10 protein-coding genes and 1 tRNA gene are annotated in these 17,437 nt (G+C 67.8%); 6 read left to right on the top strand and 5 right to left on the bottom strand.

Annotation, left to right across the window (positions count from 1 at the left end; translation table 11 throughout):
• Positions 1–231 precede the first annotated feature (231 nt).
• Both UUA_RS06505 and UUA_RS06500 read left to right on the top strand, forming a co-directional pair.
• Positions 232–1,425 (top strand): efflux RND transporter periplasmic adaptor subunit, encoded by a 1,194-nt coding sequence (locus UUA_RS06505; protein WP_039953660.1) that lies wholly within the window; start codon positions 232–234, stop codon positions 1,423–1,425.
• Positions 1,426–1,437: 12 nt separating this feature from the next.
• Positions 1,438–4,686, top strand: coding sequence for an efflux RND transporter permease subunit (locus tag UUA_RS06500; RefSeq protein ID WP_008435285.1), 3,249 nt, complete (start codon positions 1,438–1,440; stop codon positions 4,684–4,686).
• A 193-nt stretch (positions 4,687–4,879) separates the two neighbouring features.
• Here the strand turns inward: UUA_RS06500 and UUA_RS06495 are convergent, their stop codons facing one another.
• Positions 4,880–6,073 (bottom strand): acyl-CoA dehydrogenase family protein, encoded by a 1,194-nt coding sequence (locus tag UUA_RS06495; protein ID WP_425476885.1) that lies wholly within the window; start codon positions 6,071–6,073, stop codon positions 4,880–4,882.
• Between the two features lie 99 nt (positions 6,074–6,172).
• Here UUA_RS06495 and UUA_RS06490 point away from each other — a divergent pair, with 99 nt between their 5' ends.
• The 3 genes from UUA_RS06490 to metH all read left to right on the top strand — a co-directional run bounded on the left by UUA_RS06490 (position 6,173) and on the right by metH (position 11,084).
• Complete coding sequence (locus UUA_RS06490; RefSeq protein ID WP_008435283.1) at positions 6,173–7,102, top strand: ArsR/SmtB family transcription factor; 930 nt, start codon at positions 6,173–6,175, stop codon at positions 7,100–7,102.
• 51 nt (positions 7,103–7,153) lie between these two features.
• Positions 7,154–8,245 carry a homocysteine S-methyltransferase family protein gene (locus tag UUA_RS06485; RefSeq protein ID WP_008435282.1) on the top strand — a complete coding sequence of 364 codons (1,092 nt, stop codon included), beginning with the start codon at positions 7,154–7,156 and terminating at the stop codon, positions 8,243–8,245.
• Between the two features lie 139 nt (positions 8,246–8,384).
• A complete protein-coding gene (gene metH / locus UUA_RS06480; RefSeq protein ID WP_008435281.1) occupies positions 8,385–11,084 on the top strand; it encodes a methionine synthase in 2,700 nt (899 codons plus the stop codon).
• A 30-nt stretch (positions 11,085–11,114) separates the two neighbouring features.
• On the opposite strand, the gene UUA_RS06475 is transcribed toward metH, so the two are convergent.
• A complete protein-coding gene (locus UUA_RS06475) occupies positions 11,115–11,456 on the bottom strand; it encodes a lipid-A-disaccharide synthase N-terminal domain-containing protein (RefSeq protein ID WP_008435280.1) in 342 nt (113 codons plus the stop codon).
• Positions 11,457–11,585: 129 nt separating this feature from the next.
• On the opposite strand from UUA_RS06475, the gene UUA_RS06470 reads away from it, so the two are divergent.
• Positions 11,586–11,660, top strand: a tRNA-Val gene (locus UUA_RS06470).
• A gap of 80 nt (positions 11,661–11,740) precedes the next feature.
• Here UUA_RS06470 and UUA_RS06465 read toward each other — a convergent pair.
• From UUA_RS06465 to UUA_RS06455, 3 genes are all read right to left on the bottom strand, one after another.
• Positions 11,741–15,466 (bottom strand): EAL domain-containing protein, encoded by a 3,726-nt coding sequence (locus UUA_RS06465; protein ID WP_008435279.1) that lies wholly within the window; start codon positions 15,464–15,466, stop codon positions 11,741–11,743.
• Positions 15,467–15,588: 122 nt separating this feature from the next.
• Positions 15,589–16,866, bottom strand: a complete 1,278-nt coding sequence (locus UUA_RS06460; protein ID WP_008435278.1) for an RNA polymerase sigma factor — start codon at positions 16,864–16,866, stop codon at positions 15,589–15,591.
• Between the two features lie 88 nt (positions 16,867–16,954).
• Complete coding sequence (locus UUA_RS06455) at positions 16,955–17,374, bottom strand: YciI family protein (RefSeq protein ID WP_008435277.1); 420 nt, start codon at positions 17,372–17,374, stop codon at positions 16,955–16,957.
• Positions 17,375–17,437 lie beyond the last annotated feature (63 nt).

Raw genomic sequence — 17,437 nt, 5'->3', positions numbered from 1 at the left:
ATGGCTGGATTCGTGGCCTCCATAAAATGTAAACTGGCCGGTATAGTCTGAGTTCACACCGCTTTGCGCAGCGCGTTGCGGAGCAGATGCCGCTTCGAGGCACGACAATTCCCCATCGCGCCAACCTATGACACAGGACACGTCGAACGCTTTGCTGTATCCCGTCTACGGGACCCGGCCTTGCGTCCGGCATCACCCCCTATCCCTGTTTCAACAAGTTCTGGAGTTTCCATGAAGTCCTCATCACTGAGCACACCCTTGCTGTGCCTGAGCCTGCTGGCGCTGGCCGCCTGCGGCAAAGGCAAGGAACAGGGGCCGCCGCAGATGCCACCGCCGGAAGTCGGCGTGATCCAGGTGCAGCCGCAAAGCTCGCCGCTGACCAGGAACCTGGTCGGCCGGCTGTCGGCCTACCGCAGCGCCGACGTGCGTGCCCGCGTGGCCGGCGTGTTGCTCAAGCGCGCGTACACCGAAGGCACCAACGTCAAGCAGGGCCAGCTGCTGTTCCAGATCGACCCGGCCCCGCTGAAGGCCACGCTGGACGCGGCCCAGGCCTCGCTGGCCCAGGCCCAGGCCACCTGGACCAACAACAAGATCACCGCTGCGCGCGTGCGTGAGCTGGCGCCCAAGGGCTACGTGTCCAAGGCGGACCTGGACAACGCCCTGGCCGCCGAACGCAGCGCCGCCGCCGCGGTGCAGGCAGCGCAGGCGAATGTGCAGACCGCGCGCATCAAGCTCGACTACGCCAGCGTCAGTGCGCCGATCGCCGGCCGCGCCGGCCAGCAGCAGGTCACCGAGGGTGCGCTGGTCGGCGCCGACGACGTGGCCACGTTGCTCACCACGGTCGACCAGATCGACCCAATGTATGTGAACTTCACCATGAGCGTGGATTCACTGGAGCAGATGCGCCGCGCGCAGAGCAGCGGCAACGTCACCCTGACCGAGCCGAACAAGGCGAGCGTGCAGATCACCCTGCCCGACGGCAGCACCTACGGCGAGCCGGGCGTGCTGGACTTCTCCGACATCGCCGTCAACCCGGCCACCGGCGCGGTCAATCTGCGCGCGGTCGTGCCGAACCCGAAACACGGCCTGCTGCCGGGCATGTACGTGACGCTGAAGGCTAACCTCGGCCAGCAGCACAAGGTGTTCGTCGTTCCGCAGCAGGCGGTGCAGCGCGACACCGGCGGCACCTACGTGATGACGATCGGCAAGGACGGCAACGTCAAGCGCAAGAACGTCACCACCACCGACATGCGCGACGGCAACTGGGTCGTCAGCGACGGCCTCGCCGCCGGCGACCAGGTCATCATGTCCGGATTGCAGAAAGTGAAGGACGGCGCGCCGGCCAAGCCCACTCCGTGGAAGCCCGCGACCGCCAACGGACCCGCCACCGCCAGTGCTCCGGGCGCCGTCCCGAACGCCAAGTAACGGAGTCCGACCATGCCGAGTTTCTTCATCGACCGCCCGATCTTCGCGTGGGTGGTGGCCATCCTGATCGCGCTGGGCGGCGTACTGTCCATCCTCAACCTGGGCGTGGAGTCCTATCCGTCGGTCGCCCCGCCGTCGGTCGTGGTCAACGCCACCTACCCGGGTGCCAGCGCAGATACCACCGAGAAGAACGTCACCCAGGTGATCGAGCAGCAGCTGACCGGCATCGATCACCTGCTGTACTTCAGCTCCTCGTCCAGCTCCAGCGGACGCGTCAGCATCACGCTGACCTTCGAGAACGGCACCGACCCGGACATCGCCCAGGTGCAGGTGCAGAACAAGGTTTCGCTGGCCACGCCGCGCCTGCCGTCGGAGGTGACCAAGCAGGGCGTGGTGGTGGCGAAGGCCAACACCGGCTTCCTCGAGGTGGTCGCGCTGCGTTCGGACAACCCGGCGATCGACCGCGCCCGCCTCAACGACATCGTGGCGTCGCAGGTACTCGACCAGATCGCGCGCGTGCCCGGCGTCGGCAACACCCAGCAGTTCGGCGGCGAGTACGCCATGCGCATCTGGCTGAACCCGGACAAGCTGCAGGGCTACGGTTTGTCGGCCAGCGAGGCGCTGGCCGCGGTCACCGCGCAGAACGTGCAGTTCGCGGCCGGCTCGCTGGGTTCCGACCCGGCGACGAGCGGCCAGGGCATCAGCGTCACCGTGGCCACCGAGGGCCGCTTCACCACGCCCGAGCAGTTCGAGAACATCATCCTGCGCGCCAACAACGACGGCACCACGGTCAAGCTCGGCGACGTGGCCCGGATCAGCTTCGGCGCCGGCGTATACGGCTTCGACACCACCTACGACGGCGCCCCGGTGGCGGGGTTTGCGGTCATGCTGCTGCCCGGCGCCAACGCGCTGGACGTGGCCACCGCGGTGCACGGCAAGATGGAGGAGCTGGCCGGCAGTTTCCCGCAAGGCGTGAGCTGGCTCGTCCCGTACGACTCCACCACCTTCGTCAAGGTGTCGGTCAACGAGGTGGTGCGCACACTGATCGAGGCGATCGCCCTCGTGTTCCTGGTGATGCTGATCTTCCTGCAGAACATCCGCGCCACCATCATTCCCACCCTGGTGATCCCGGTGGCCCTGCTCGGCACCTTCATCGGCATGCTGCTGCTCGGCTTCACCATCAACCAGCTGACCCTGTTCGGCATGGTGCTGGCGATCGGCATCGTGGTCGACGATGCGATCGTGGTGATCGAGAACGTCGAACGCATCATGACCGAGGAAGGCCTGCCGCCGAGGGAGGCCACCAAGAAGGCGATGGGGCAGATCACCGGTGCCGTGGTCGGCATCACCGTGGTGCTGGTCGCAGTGTTCGTGCCGTCGGCATTCCAGCCGGGCGCCGCCGGCGTGATCTACAAGCAGTTCGCGCTGACCATCGCGATGTCGGTGGCTTTCTCCGCCTTCCTCGCGCTGTCGTTCACGCCGGCACTGTGCGCCAGTTTCCTGACGCCGGTCCACGAAGAGAAGAAAAACTTCGTGTTCCGCTGGTTCAACACCGCGTTCGAGAAGGTCACCCACACCTACACCGGGCACATCGGCAGCGCCGTGCGCCACGCACCGCGCTGGATGGTGGTGTTCGTGCTGATCAGCGTGCTGACCGGCTTCCTGTACACCCGCCTGCCCGGCAGCTTCCTGCCCGAGGAGGACCAGGGCTTCGCGCTGGCGATCGTGCAGTTGCCGCCGGGTGCCAGCCTGCAGCGTACCAACGCGGCCATGGGCCAGATGCTCACCGTGTTGAAGCAGGATCCCGCCGTAGATAGCTCGCTCCAGGTCTCAGGCTTCAGCTTCCTCGGCCAGGGCGAAAACGTGGGCATGGCGTTCATCCGGCTCAAGCCATGGGGCGAACGCGGCTGGGCGCCGGACCAGAAGGCCGCGCAGGAGCAGCACGACAAGCTGGTCAAGGAGGGCAAGGCCAAGCCGATCGATCTGGGCGTCACCGCCGCGGAATTCATCCAGCGCGCGAACGGGGCCGTGCAGTCGGTTCGCGACGCACAGATCTTCATCGTCAACGTGCCTACGGTGCAGGGTCTGGGCCAGTTCGGCGGCTTCGACATGTACCTGCAGGATCGTGGCGGTACCGGGCGTGATGCACTCACCGCCGCCCGCAACACCCTGCTTGGTGCGGCCAGTCAGAATCCAGTGCTGGTCGGCGTGCGCCCGAACGGGCTGGAGGACGCGCCACAACTGCGCCTGGACGTCGACCGTACCCAGACGCTGTCGATGGGGCTGTCGGTGGGCGACATCTACAACGCGATCAGCCTCATGCTGGCACCGGTGTACGTCAACGATTTCTCCTACGGCGGTCGCGTCAAGCGCGTGATCATGCAGGCCGACTCGCCCTACCGGATGGGTCCGGAGGCATTCCAGCACATCTTCACGCCCAGCACGCGGACCAATGCCGACGGCACCCCGCAGATGATCCCGCTGTCCAACGTGGTGCAGGCGAAATGGCAGATATCGTCACCGTCGCTGACCCGCTACAACGGCTACTCGGCGGTCGAGATCGTCGGCTCGCCAGCGCCGGGACATGCCTCGGGCGAGGCGATGAACGCGATGCAGAAAATCGTCAGCGACGACCTGCCCCGCGGCTTCGGCTATGACTGGACCGGCCAGTCGTACCAGGAAATCCTCTCCGGCAACGCGGCGATCCTGCTGATGGTGCTGTCGGTGCTGATCGTGTTCCTGAGCCTGACGGCGCTGTACGAGAGCTGGTCGATCCCGGTATCGGTGCTGCTGGTGGTGCCGCTGGGCATCCTCGGCGCGGTGGTGTTCACCCTGCTGCGCGGCCTCCCCGACGACATCTATTTCAAGATCGGCGTGATCACGGTGATGGGCCTGGCCGCGAAGAACGCGATCCTGATCGTGGAGTTCGCGGTGATCGAGCAACGCCAGGGGCGCACCTTGCGCGAAGCCGTGGTGGACGCGGCCAGGCTGCGACTGCGGCCGATCCTGATGACCTCGATCGCATTCATCGGCGGCGTGTTCCCGCTGTTCATCTCCACCGGCGCCGGCGCCAACGCGCGCCATGCGATCGGCACCGGCGTGATCGGCGGCATGCTGTTCGCCACCTTCCTCGGCGTATTGCTGATCCCGGTGTTCTACGTCGTAGTGCGTCGCCTGCTCGGCGACAAGCTGGACGGCCACGAGCATCCGGGCATCCAGGGGCCGCACACGTTCGACTCCGATCCGCGGCGGGGGCATTGAGGGCCTGGAGCAGGAAGTAGGGATTGGGGAATAGGGAATCGGAAAAGCCCGTCCCGCAAGCCCCAAATAAAAACGCCCCGGCACCAGCCGGGGCGTTTTCATTTCCGTCGGAAGCGACGAAGCTTCAATCAGCCGGATTGCGCCGGACCGCGACGCTCTTCCGATTCCCTATCCCTGCTCCCTATTCCCAGCCTCACCGCAACCCGGTCTCCGCCCGCGCGATCACCATGCGCTGGATCTCGCTGGTGCCTTCGTAGATCTCGGTGATCTTGGCGTCGCGGAAGTAGCGTTCCAGCGGCATCTCCTTCGAGTAGCCCATGCCACCGTGGATCTGCACCGCCTGGTGGCTGATCCACATCGCCGCTTCCGATGCGGTCAGCTTGGCCACTGCCGCCTCGGTGCCGAAGCGGCCGCCGTGCTTCTCGGTCTCGCCCTTGGTCCAGGCCGCGCGCAGGGTCAGCAAGGTCGCCGCATCCAGCTTGCACTTCATGTCAGCGATCTTCGACTGCGTCATCTGGAAGCTGCCGATCGGCTGGCCGAACGCCTTGCGGTCGCGCGACCACTGCAGCGTGGCCTCGTACGCAGCGCGGGCGATGCCCACCGCCTGCGAGGCGATGCCGATGCGGCCGGCGTCGAGCACGCCCATCGCGATGGAGAAGCCGCGGCCTTCCTCGCCCAGCAGGTTTTCCTTCGGGCAGACGTAGTCGGTGAACTCGATCTCGCAGGTGGCCGAGGCGCGGATGCCCAGCTTCGGCTCGGTCTTGCCGGCGTGGAAGCCCGGCAACTGAGTGTCGATGATGAAGGCCGACACGCCCTTGGCGCCGATGCCCGGCGTCGAGATGGCAAACAGCACGATGTAGCGCGCCACCGGGCCGGAGGTGATCCAGCTCTTCTTGCCGTTGATCACCCAGTCGCCGTTCGCATTCTTCGTGGCGCGGGTGTGCATCGCCGAGGCGTCGGAGCCGGATTGCGGCTCGGTCAGCGCGTACGCGCCGATGGCCTCGCCAGTGGCGATGGCACGCACGAACTTCTGTTTCTGCTCCTCGTTGCCGTGCTTCAGGATGCCGTTGCAGAACAGCGAATTGTTCACGCTCATCACGGTCGCGGTGGCCGCGTCGGCAGCGGCGATCTCGATCATGGCCAGCACGTAGGCGACCGGGTCCATGCCCGCACCGCCGTAGGTCTCCGGCACTTCGATGCCCATCAGGCCGAGCTGGCCCATCTCGCGAATGTTCTCCAGCGGGAACTCGCCCTTCGCATCCAGCTCGGCGGCCACCGGCACGATGCGCTTTTGCGCGAAATCACGGGCAACCGACTGGATCGACAACTGGTCTTCGGTAAAACGGAAATCCACGGGCGGGCTCCTTGAGGCAATCGAGCCGCCGATTTTAGCGGGAAATGGCCTGCCGCTCCGGCGGCGCGCGCTTGACGCGTGGCAATGCGCGGCCTAGCCTGTACATCTTTGTATCGCGATACAGGGATACCGATGGATCTGGCCACCGCTTCCAGCGTGCTGCGCCTGCTGGCCGACCCCACCCGCGTGCGCCTGCTGGCCCTGCTCGAGCACGAGGAACTCACCGTGGCCGAACTGGCCGCGGTGCTGCACCTGGCGCAACCGCGCGTGTCCACCCACCTGGCCAAGCTGAAGGAGGCCGGCCTGGTACGCGACCGTCGCGCCGGCGTTTCCGCCTACTACCGCGCCAACAACGAGGGCGATGAAGCCCAACACGGCCTGCTCGCCTCACTGCGCGCCAGCATCGACGACGCCCTGCTGCGCGAGGATTCGGCGCGCCTGCCCGGCGTGCTGGCCAACCGCGCCCGCGAGGAAGGCTGGGCCGACACCGTGGCCGGCGACATGGAGCGCCATTACTCGCCCGGCCGCACCTGGGAAACCCTGGCGCGCTCGCTGCTGCAGCTGCTGGAGACCGGCGACGTGCTCGACATCGCCTCCGGCGACGGCATCACCGCCGAGCTGCTGGCGCCGCACGCGCACTCCATCGTCTGCGTGGATTCCAGCGAGCGCGTGGTCGAGGCCGCCGCGAAACGGCTCAAGGCGTTCACCAACGTGCGCGTGGTGCGTGGCGACATGCATGCGCTGGAGCTGGGCCAGCAGCGCTTCGACCTGGTGCTGATGCTGCACGCGCTGACCTACGCCGAACACCCGGCCAAGGCGGTGGCCGAGGCCGCGCGCCTGCTGCGCCCCGGCGGCCGCCTGCTGGCGGTGACGCTCGGCCAGCACGACCACCGCGCCGCCGTCGAGCCGTTCGACCACCGCAACCTCGGTTTCAGCGGCGAACAGCTCGACGGTTACGCCCGCTCCGCCGGCCTCGACGTGCTGAGCTGCAACCGGCTCAGCCGCGAACGCAAGGCGCCCCATTTCGAAGTGATCAGCCTGCTGGCGCGCAAGCGCGCCTGAACACCGCGGCGCCGCCCGACACCGTTGCGCCGCTCAACCAGAGGAAGTTCGATGAGTACCCTGCCCTGGCTTCATCCCGATCGCGTCGCCGCCCTGGAACAGGCGCTGCGCCAGCGCATCCTGATCCTCGATGGCGGCATGGGCACCATGCTGCAGGCACACGGGCTGGATGAGCACGGCTTTCGCGGCGAGCGTTTCGAGCATGGCCACGACGGGCACGCGCACGATGGCCATGCCCATGGCCATCCCGGCGGCTGCGACCTCAAGGGCAACAACGACCTGCTCACGCTGACCCGCCCGGAGATCATCCGCGGCGTGCACGAGGCCTACCTCGAAGCCGGCGCCGACCTGGTCGAGACCAACACCTTCAACTCCACCCGGATCAGCCAGTCCGACTACAAGCTGCAACATCTGGCGCACGAGTTGAACCTCGAAGGCGCGAAACTCGCCCGCGCCGCCTGCGACGCGATGACGGCGAGGACGCCGGAGAAACCACGCTTCGTGATCGGCGTACTCGGCCCCACCAGCCGCACCGCCTCGCTGTCGCCGAACGTCAACGACCCCGGCTTCCGCAACGTCACCTTCGAGGAACTGGCGGCGAACTACACCGAGTCCGCCAGCGGCCTGATCGACGGCGGTGCCGACGTGATCATGGTCGAGACGATCTTCGACACGCTGAACGCCAAGGCCGCGCTGTTCGCGCTCTCCGAACTGTTCCACCAGCGCGGCGCGCGCATGCCGGTGATGATCTCCGGCACCATCACCGACCGCTCCGGCCGCACGCTTTCCGGGCAGACCGCCGAGGCGTTCTACTACTCGGTACGCCATGCCCTTCCGCTGTCGGTCGGCTTCAACTGCGCCCTCGGCGCCGAGGACCTCCGCCCGCATATCCAGACCCTGGCCAATCTGGCCGAGAGCTACGTCAGCACCCACCCGAACGCCGGCCTGCCCAACGCATTCGCCGAGTACGACGAAACGCCCGAGCACATGGCCGGGGTGATCGCCGGCTTCGCCCGCGACGGCCTGCTCAACCTGGTGGGAGGCTGCTGCGGCACCACGCCGGCGCACATCAAGGCGATCGCCGAGGCGGTGCGCGACTGCGCGCCGAGGCGACTGCCCGGCGAAGTGCAGGAAGCGGCATGACGGCGCCCGTCCTCACCTCCGCCCGAGCGCCATTCCCGCGCAAGCGGGAATCCATCCTGCGCGCGTGCGTAAAAGCGAAACTGGGTTCCCGCTTGCGCGGGAATGACGAGCAAAAAACAAGCAAGGCGAAAGCAAACGCATGACCACTCCCCGCCACACCCGCCTGTCCGGCCTCGAGCCGCTGGTCATCACGCCCGACCTGCTGTTCGTCAACGTCGGCGAACGCACCAACGTCACCGGCTCGGCGAAGTTCAAGAAGCTGATCAAGGAAGACCGCTACGACGAAGCGGTGGAAGTGGCCCGCCAGCAGGTGGAAAGCGGCGCGCAGATCCTCGACGTGAACATGGACGAGGGCCTGCTCGATTCCGAAGCGGCGATGGTGAAGTTCCTCAACCTGATCGCCGCCGAGCCGGACATCGCGAAAATCCCGGTGATGGTGGACTCCTCCGAGTGGAGCGTGATCGAGGCCGGCCTCAAGTGCCTGCAGGGCAAGGGCGTGGTCAACTCGATCTCGCTGAAGGAGGGCGAAGGCCCGTTCCTGGAGCAGGCGCGGAAGATCCTGCGCTACGGCGCCGCCACCGTGGTGATGGCGTTCGACGAGAACGGCCAGGCCGATTCCGTGGCGCGTCGCCTGGAAATCTGCGAGCGCTCGTACAGGCTGCTCACCGAGGAAGTGGGTTTCCCGCCCGAGGACATCATCTTCGACTCCAACATCTTCCCGATTGCCACCGGCATCGAGGAGCACGCCGACAATGCGGTGAACTTCATCGAGGCGGCGAAGTTGCTCAAACAGCGCTTCCCACACTCGCACCTTTCCGGCGGCGTCTCCAACGTCTCGTTCTCGTTCCGCGGCAACGACAGCGTGCGCGAGGCGATCCACAGCGTGTTCCTCTACCACGCCATCCAGGCTGGGATGGACATGGGCATCGTCAACGCCGGCCAGCTGGCGATCTACGACGAACTGGAACCCGAACTGCGCGAGCGCGTGGAAGACGTGGTGCTGAACCGCCGCGCCGACGCCACCGAGCGGCTGATGGAGATCGCCGAGAGGCACAAGAAGGGCGCACGCGGCCAGGACAACGGCAACGCGCTGGCCTGGCGCGAACTGCCGGTGCGCAAGCGGCTGGAACACGCGCTGGTGCACGGCATCGACCAGTTCGTGGTGGAAGATACCGAGGAAGTGCGCCAGACCGTCACGCGCACGCTGGACGTGATCGAAGGCCCGCTGATGGACGGCATGAACGTGGTCGGCGACCTGTTCGGCGCCGGCAAGATGTTCCTGCCGCAGGTGGTCAAATCCGCCCGCGTGATGAAGAAGGCGGTGGCCTGGCTGCTGCCCTTCATGGAGGAAGAGAAAAAGCTCAGCGGCAACACCAGCAAGAGCAATGGCAAGATCGTGATGGCCACGGTCAAGGGCGACGTGCACGACATCGGCAAGAACATCGTGGGCGTGGTGCTCGCCTGCAACAACTTCGAGGTGATCGATCTCGGCGTGATGGTGCCAGCGCAGAAGATTCTCGACACTGCGATCGAGGAGAAGGCCGACATGATCGGCGTCTCCGGCCTGATCACGCCGTCGCTGGAAGAGATGGCCAACGTCGCCCGCGAAATGAAGCGGCGCAACTTCAGCATCCCGCTGCTGATCGGCGGCGCCACCACTTCGCGCGCGCACACCGCGATCAAGATCGAGCCGAACTACGAAACCGCCTGCGTCTGGGTCAAGGACGCCTCGCGCGCGGTCGGCGTGGCGCAGTCGCTGGTCAGCAAGGAGCTGGTCGACGGCTTCCTGGCCAAGGTGCGCAGCGAATACGCCGAGGTGCGCGAGCGCCACAAGCACCGCGGCCCCGGCAAGAAACTGGTGACGCTGGAACACGCGCGTGGCAACCGCTTCACCTGCGACTGGGCCAGCTACGACCCGCCGCAGCCGGTGCAGCCCGGCATCACCGTGTTCGACGACTACCCGCTGGCCGAGCTGCGCGAAACCATCGACTGGACGCCGTTCTTCCAGGCCTGGGAACTGGCCGGCCACTACCCGGCCATCCTCACCGACGCCGTGGTCGGCACGCAGGCCAGCGAGCTGTTCGCCGACGCGCAGGCGATGCTGGACAAGATCGTCAACGAGAAGTGGCTGAAGGCGCGCGCGGTGATCGGCTTCTGGCCGGCTGCCAACCTCATGGACGACGTGGAGATCTACACCGACGACACCCGCACCCAGCCGCTGGCCAGGCTGCACCACCTGCGTCAGCAGGCCGACAAGCCGGTGGAACGCCCCAACCTGTGCCTGGCCGATTTCATCGCGCCGAAGGCGTTCGGCAAGCCCGACTGGATCGGCGGCTTCGCCGTCACCGCAGGCCTCGGCATCGAGCCGCACCTCGAGCGCTTCCACGCCGAGCACGACGACTATTCCGCCATCATCCTCAAAGCCCTGGCCGATCGCTTCGCCGAAGCCTTCGCCGAACGCATGCACCAGCGCGTGCGCAAGGAGTTCTGGGGTTTCGTGCCCGACGAAGCCCTGGACAACGAGGCGCTGATCGCCGAGCAGTACCAGGGCGTGCGCCCCGCCCCTGGCTACCCGGCCTGCCCCGACCATACCGAGAAGGCCACCTTGTTCAAGCTGCTGGACGCCACCAACAACGCCGGCATCGAACTTACCGAAGGCTTCTCGATGTACCCGGCGGCGGCGGTGTCCGGCTGGTACTTCTCGCACCCGGGCAGCCAGTATTTCGTGGTCGGCCGCCTGAGCCTGGAACAGGTGCAGGACTACGCCAAACGCAAGGGCTGGAGCCAGGCCGAAGCCGAACGCTGGCTGGCCGCCAACCTCGACTACGACCCGGACTGACCGCACGGCGCCCGCATGGGCGCCATGCCATCACGCGGTCGCGTCGCCGGTGACGCTGTTCTTGCGGTGGCGCAAATGCACCACCAGGTTGTAGACCGAGACGAACACCGGGAAGAAGTTCGAGATGATGCCCACCGAATCGTTCTTGCCGACCACGAAATACGCCAGCAGCAGGGCGCTGCCGAACACCGACAGCCACCAGAACGCCAGCGGCATCACCACCCGCTTGTACTTGCGCGTGTAGTAGAGCTGCACGAACCAGCGGCTGGTGAACAGCAAGGTTCCGGTAAAACCGACCATCTTCCACGGCGTCAGCTCGAACTGCTGCAGGGCGCGCAGAATGCCGGCCAGGTGATCGTTGATGAATTCCATGGTGGTGCGCTTCGACGTGAAGTAGGGGGACGCAAGTCTAGCAACCTGCGTCACCGGCCTCGCGCGCTCCGGGCTCCGCCGGGCATTGACCCACCCGGCGACTGCCCCTAGAATGCCGCGTTCTCGACCGGGCGATTAGCTCAGCGGTAGAGCACTGCCTTCACACGGCAGGTGTCGCAAGTTCGATCCTTGCATCGCCCACCATCTGATCCGGAAACCGGCCCCTTGCGGCCGGTTTCGTCGTTTCAGCGGTACCGAAGCGCAGCGTGCGTGCACACAACGGCTCATTGCTGAAAACTGTCCAGCACGTGCCCGACCAGCAGCGCGAGGAAGGCTTCGCGCTCGCGGCGGTAGACCGGGTCGGCCGGGCCGGCCAGGGCGGCCCGGTGCATGGCCTGGTGACTGGCATCCAGCACCTCGCCGAGTTCCGGCCGGTGCAGGTATTCGCCGGGGTCGCAGCTGATCTGTGCAAGCCGGGCCCAGCTTGCGGGATCCGGCGGCAAGGCGACGAACTGCTCCTCCCAGCGCAGCTCGCCGGCGAGCGCGCCCAGCCCGGTTTGCGGCCATATGGAACCCGGTGCCGGCCGGTAGCCCTCCAGCCAGGTGGACAAAGCATCTGCGGGCATCGGTCGTGCCAGCGCGTAGCCCTGGCCGAAATCCGCGCCGAGGATCGTAGCCGCCTCGATCAGTTCGGGCGACTCCAGCCCTTCGACCACCACCTCGAGCCGCAGGTCGTGTCCGATCCGGATCAGCTGCCGGATGAAGCGCAAGGTGCCCAGCGGATCCTGCCGCACCTGGCCGACGATGGCCTGATCGATCTTGATGCGGTCGAACGGCCACTGGCGCAGGCGGATCAGCGAGCTGTAGCCTGCGCCGAGATCGTCCTCGACCAGACGCACGCCGAGCGCCTTCAGCGATTGCATGCCCGAGCCATGCGGCACGGCGGCATGCTCGGTGCCGATCGGCGATTCGAGTATCTCGAACAGCAGCGCCTGCGCCGCGCAGCCGCTGCGTGCGATGACCGCCGCCGCCACCTCCGCGTAGCGCGGATCCTGCAGCGCGGCCGCCGGCGCGTTCACCGAGACGTCCAGCGCATGCCCCACGCGCAACAGCGCCTCGCGGCAGGCGACGGCCTGGTCCAAGCCCTGGCGAAACAGCGCCAGCAGGTCGTCCGCCCCCAGCGCGGGAAGGAAGCGCGCCGGCGCCAGCAGCTCGCCATCCTGGTCGCGCAATCTGGCCAGCGCCTCGATCTCGGCGACCCGGCCGTCGGACAGCCTGACCAGCGGCTGGTAGTGCATCTGCAGCGCGTCGGTGGCGACCATCGCGCGCCAGCGCTCGCGCACGAAGAACGGCAGCAGCTCGGTGCCCTGGCGCGGCGGCGCCAGCCGCGCCAGGGCGAGGTCCAGCACGGTCTTGATCTGTTCGAGGAAGGCGCGCTGGTCCTCGCTGTGGAAACCGCCCGCGTAGGGGCTGTAGACGGTCAGCACCACCGCCGGCTGCAGCGGCGAAGCGCACAGCGGAATGGCCACGTTGGATACCACCCCGAGGCTCAGCGCCATGTCGCGCCAGGACGCCATCGCCGGATCGCTGCCGTAGTGGGCGCAACGCTGGATCCGCGCCGTACTCCAGGCACGCCCGCTGGGTCCCTGCCCCGCCGGCTGGCCAGCGTCGACCCGGATCGGCGCCGCCTTGCCGCCGACCAGTGCGTGCAGGTACTCGGCAAAGGCCGCTCCCGCCACCGCCTCGTAGGTCAGCTGGTCCATCGCGTCCGGGCGCCCGGCCGAACAGGCGACGATCTCCTTGTGCGACACCAGGATGTCGGCCACGCCCTGGATCAGTTCCAGGTAGCCCTCGGCCGACCACGCCAGCGCATTGACCCTGGCCAGCAAGGCCACCCGGCGGCGCTGCAGTTCGCGCATGCTTTCCAGTTGCCACTGCCGTTCCATGCCCAGCCGCTGCAACAGGATCGCCAGCGCGCGGCGGTCGTTCTGGCCGGTGCCGGCCAGCACCGCGGCCAGGATGTCGCGCAGCTGCTCGATCGCCTCCAGCAGCCAGACCTCCTCCAGCCCGCAGGCCGCATGGAACAAGCCGGTGCGGGTCGCCCGGGCGCGATGGCCGGCCAGGTCCAGGTCACCCTGCAGCAGGGCGCGCAGATGCCGCATCTGGTGCTGCTCGAACGCTCTCAGGTCCTCGGCCGGAAGCACGTCCAGCAGCCTGGAGATGCCGTCGTGTGCGCGCAGTGCGGCATGAAAGCTTTCCACGATGCCGGGCAGCCGCGGCTCCCACGCCTTGCTGCAGCCGTCCAGCAATGCGGCGGCATGTTCGCCGTAGGGTGTCGCGGCATCGGGTTCGTCGGCCTCGTCCACCACGCCCTCGGGCGAAACCAGCGACCACCAGCGCGAGCGACGCCGCTTGCGTGATTTCACCAGGTACATCGCCTGATCGGCGCGGCGCAGCAGCTGTTCGCCGGTACTGCGGATCTCGCTGGAGTACAGCGCAATGCCCAGGCTGGCGCCCACCGACATGACGGTGCCGTCGATGTTCATCGGAAAGCGCAGGACCTCGCCGATGCGCTCGAGCAAGCCGTCGATGTCCTGCGCCGCATCGAGATCCTCGAACACCAGCACGAACTCGTCGCCGCCGAGCCGGGCCACGTAGTCGCCGGCGCGAAGCATCTGCCGGAATCGTTCCGCCATCTCGGCCAGCAGGCGGTCGCCCACGGCATGGCCGTGACGGTCGTTGATCGGCTTCAGGTCGTCCAGGTCGAGCAGCCCCACCGCGACCATGCGGCCGCGACGCCGGGCGCGCTCCAGCACAATCTCCAGGTGCCGGTCCAGCGCGCGGCGGTTGGGCAGGCCGGTGAGGTCGTCGTGCAGGGCGAGGTAGGTCTGCCGCTCCTGTTCCCGCAGCAGGGCGTGCCGCTGCGCGTGCTGGCGCAGCGCCAGCCCGGTGGCGTCGGCGATCTCGTCCAGCAGGCGGCACATCTCATCGTCGAAGGCATCCGGCTCGATGGTGATCACCACGAACACGCCGGTCGGCGCCTGCGTCGCCCCGATCGCGTCGGCCGACGCGAACAACGGCCAGCAGCCCACCGTGGCGGCGTGTTCGAGCAACTCATGGCGGAACGCGGTGTTGCCCTGGCATGGTCCGGGCGAGCGGCGTCGGATGACCGGTACACCCTGCATGAAGGCCTGCGTCGGCGCCAGCACCACCGCCCCGTCGTCGTACCTCGGCGGCAACGGCAGGCTGCGCACGACATCCGCGAGCGGCCCGACCAGCGCCATCCGCCGCAGCACCGGCTCATCGTCCTCGGTGGCGAATACGTCGACCGCGGCGGCGCCGGCGATATCGGCCAGCGCCTCGGCCAGCGTGCAATAGACCGCCGCCGGGTCGGGCTGCTCCAGCAAGGCGCGCTGGATCGCGCGCTGTGCATCGCGATAACGGCTCATCCGCGCGCTGCGTTCCAGCAACCCGTGGTGGTCCCAGTACCGGCTCAGCTCGTCGACCAGCCGCTGCGCCCAGTCGAGCAGTTCGTCGCTCAGGCTGGGGCCGTCGTCGCGGGAGTAGGCGACCAGTACCAGCTGGCCGTCGTCGCGCGTCCTCGATGCGGCCGCGATGCAGGAGCCGAATCCGTGCCGTCGCGCGGCCTCGCGCCACGGCACGAACTCCGGCGCGCCGACCGGGGTCGCCCGGGCCCGTTCCTCGCGCAACACCCTGCCCACCGGCCCGCGCCCGCCAGGCACGGATTCGTCCGCGCTCAGCTTCAGCGCAGACGCGTAGGCCGCGGCAGTTCCCGCCGCCGCCACGACCTCGACGTCATGGCGATCCGGTTCACGCCGCCCGATCCATACCAGCGGAAGATCCATGGTCGACGCGAGGATGCCCGCGATCGTGGCCAGGGTGCGGCGGCGGTCGGGGTCCGGTGGGGCATGCAACAGCGCAAGGGTTTCCGCCACGCTCCGGTAGAAGCGTTCGCGAAGCTCGCCACCTGCCTGTTGTTGGCTATCCATCCGCTGGCCGGCTTCCCCCGAACGAACAAACTACGCACCGATAGTCGGCATACTTCATCACGGGACTACGCATTAATCCACTGCGCCGTGTCGGCGCGCCGGGCAGGCCGGGGCGAGGTCGTTCAACCGGGTGGCGCGTTGCCGCTGCAGGCCCGGGCGCGGCGATGCATCAGCTCGCGCTCGCGCCGGTTCATCGCCAGGGTGGCGGCCCGCTCGAACTCCCGCTGGGCCTCCTCGATGCGGCCCAGCCGGACCAGCAAATCGCCGCGCACCGCCGGCAACAGGTGGTAGCGCTGCAGGCTCGGTTCGCCGACCAGGCCATCGACCAGGGCGAGGCCCGCCGCTGCGCCGTCCGCCATGCCCACGGCCACCGCGCGGTTGAGCTCGACCACCGGCGACGGCGCCACCTCGGCCAGCGTGGCGTACAGCGCCGCGATGCCCGGCCAGTCGGTTTCCCCGCTGCTCATCGCGCGCGCATGGCAGGCCGCGATCGCCGCCTGCAACGCATACGGGCCCAGCGCGCCGCCGAGCTTTCCGGCCCGCTCCAGCGCAGCCAGGCCGCGGCGGATCAGCAGCCGGTCCCACAACGCCCGATCCTGCTCCAGCAGCAGGATCGGCTCGCCATGTGCGTCCACCCGTGCGCGCGAACGCGAGGCCTGCAGCTCCATCAGCGCCACCAGGCCGTGCACCTCCGGCTCGCGCGGCATCAGCCCGGCCAGCACGCGGCCCAGCCGCAGGGCGTCCTCGCACAGCCCCGGGCGCATCCAGTCGTCGCCGGCGGTGGCCGCGTAGCCCTCGTTGAAGATCAGGTAGATCACGCCGAGCACCGCGGAAAGGCGCCCGGCGATCTCCTCGCCGCGCGGCACCTCGTACGCCACCTCGGCCTTGGCCAGGCTGCGCTTGGCACGCACGATGCGCTGCGCGATGGTCGGCTCGGGCAGCAGGAAGGCGCGCGCGATTTCCTCGGTGGTCAGGCCGCCGAGCAGGCGCAGGGTCAGTGCCACGCGCGCCTCCATCGACAGCACCGGATGGCAGGCGGTGAAGATCAGCCGCAGCAGGTCGTCGCCGAACGGGTCGTCCAGCGCCGCCTCGTTCGCCGATCTCGCGGAGTCCTGTTCGTGTTCCAGCTCGTGCATCAGCTGCTCGTGCTTGCGTTCGAGCAGCTTGCTGCGACGCAGCCGGTCGATCGCGCGATGCTTCGCGGTGGTCATCAGCCAGGCGCCGGGGTTGTCCGGCACGCCGCTCTGCGGCCACTGCTCCAGCGCCACCACCAGCGCGTCCTGCGCCAGCTCCTCGGCCAGGCCGACGTCACGCAGCATGCGCGTCAGGCCGGCGATCAACCGGGCCGACTCGATCCGCCAGACGGCGTCGATGGTGCGATGGGTTTCGGTTACGCTCATGACGAGCGATCACAGCATCCCCATGGCACCGGCGCAAGGCCGGAAGTCACGGCCTGCCGGCGTCACGCACGCCGGCCTGCCGCGCGGTTCACGATTTCGCGGCGAGCTGCGCGCGCAGGCGTTCCTCCTGCTCGCGCAGTTCGGGCGTGAACTCGGCGCCGAAATCGTCGGCCTCGAACACCTGGCGAATCTCCAGCTCCGCATCGTCGTCGAACGGCGCGCGCTTGAGCCACTCGACCGCTTCCTCCATCGACTTCACCTGCCACAGCCAGAAGCCGGCCACCAGTTCCTTGGTTTCCGCGAATGGACCGTCGGTCACCGTGCGCGCGTGGCCCGAGAACTTCACCCGCACACCCTTCGAACTGGGCTGCAGGCCCTCGCCCGCCAGCATGATGCCAGCCTTCACCAGTTCCTCGTTGTAATGACCCATCGCGCTCAGCAACTGCTCGCTGGGCATCACCCCGGCTTCCGAATCCCGGTTCGCCTTCACTATCACCATGCATCGCATCGTCATGCCTCCTCTGGATGGACGAAAGCCAGGCAGCCCCGGCCCTATGCGAATGACGAACGG

The sequence above is a fragment of the Rhodanobacter thiooxydans LCS2 genome (assembly GCF_000264375.1).
Lineage (GTDB): Bacteria > Pseudomonadota > Gammaproteobacteria > Xanthomonadales > Rhodanobacteraceae > Rhodanobacter > Rhodanobacter thiooxydans.
This window is presented reverse-complemented; position numbering and strand designations above follow the sequence as displayed.